Below are 1,308 nucleotides of genomic sequence, written 5' to 3' on the forward strand. Positions count from 1 at the left end.
TTCGATCAACGGACCGAGGTCGAGGGATCTGTTTAGACGGGTGACCGTTCGCGCTCCTGCCGAACTCCCATGACTCGACATGAGCGTTGTTGCACGGAGGAAATCGAGGTTGAGAGTTCTCCGGCCCCGATGGGCTACGCACTGCACCTTACAGTGAAAGGAGTTCCGGCGTGCAGCGCACATGCGGCTGAGGACCAAGTATCCGGTTTCTGGTCTGGCGTCGTGGACAAATCGCGCGCCGCATTGGCTCTGACGCGCGGCCTTTGCTATCCTAACAAACGACATTCATTCAGCAAAGCTGTATGCCTCCACTGGGTCGACCGGAGTCACTCGATTCGCCCAGGCCCGGAGACCTGGAGTTGCTGAGTCCGTATCCAACCCACAATCTGAAGAGGTTTGGCGATTACAAGCTGCGCATAGACAGGCCGCTGGAAGTCTGGATCCTCGATGCGCTGTTTGGCCAAGCCGCCCGTCCTGCGGGACGAGACGGCCCAGTATCACAGCCCGGATGATGCTAGGCTATGCTGATCATTACGCACGGGTATGGCCGTTGCGGCGTCCCGCTTTAGTCAACTGAAAGAACAGGAGGGTGTATGAAAATTGGCATCATTGGCGCGGGGAATATTGGGAGGGTACTGGCGCTGCGTTGGGTCGAACGTGGGCACGAGGTGCTTATCGGCAACTCGCGCGGGCCGGATACACTCGCCGATGTCGCCCGCGAAACAGGTGCGAAACCAGCCGAACTCGCGGATGTGGTCCGCGGTGCGGCGGTGATCGTGGTCACGATTCCCGAAAAGAAGGTGCTCGATCTGCCTGCGGGCCTGTTCGACGACGTGCCGGAAACCACGGTTGTAATCGATACGGGCAATTATTATCCGCGCGAGCGCGATGGCCGCATCGCCGGGATCGAGTCCGGGATGATGGAAAGCGCGTGGGTCGCGCAGCAGATCGGCCGGCCGGTAATCAAGGTGTTCAACAACATCTACGCGGATCATTTGCGCAATCTCGGCAAGCCGGAAGGCACGCCGGGGCGGATTGCGCTGCCGGTCTCGGGGGATAGTGCGGACGCCAAGGCGGCAGTGATGCAACTCGTCAACGAAGTGGGTTTCGATGCCGTCGATAATGGCGGTATCGACGACTCCTGGCGTCACCAGCCCGGCACGCCAGTCTATACGAAGGACCTCGACACGGAAGGCCTGAAGGCCGGCTTGCGGAAGGCGGAGCGAGCTCGTACTTCGCAGTGGACGGCCTCGGACAAGAGCCCCGGTAGTTTTGATCAGCCTGCATGAAGCCACGCGACGACGGACC

The 1,308-nt window shown here is 60.5% G+C and carries 1 protein-coding gene; it reads left to right on the plus strand.

What is annotated here, in order from left to right; all coding sequences use genetic code 11:
- Positions 1-593: 593 nt before the first annotated feature.
- The gene (locus HV675_RS32090; RefSeq protein ID WP_175115475.1) at positions 594-1,289 is read left to right on the plus strand and encodes an NADPH-dependent F420 reductase; all 696 of its coding nucleotides are present in this window, start codon (positions 594-596) and stop codon (positions 1,287-1,289) included.
- Positions 1,290-1,308 lie beyond the last annotated feature (19 nt).

This window comes from Paraburkholderia solisilvae, assembly GCF_902859875.1.
Taxonomy (GTDB): domain Bacteria; phylum Pseudomonadota; class Gammaproteobacteria; order Burkholderiales; family Burkholderiaceae; genus Paraburkholderia; species Paraburkholderia solisilvae.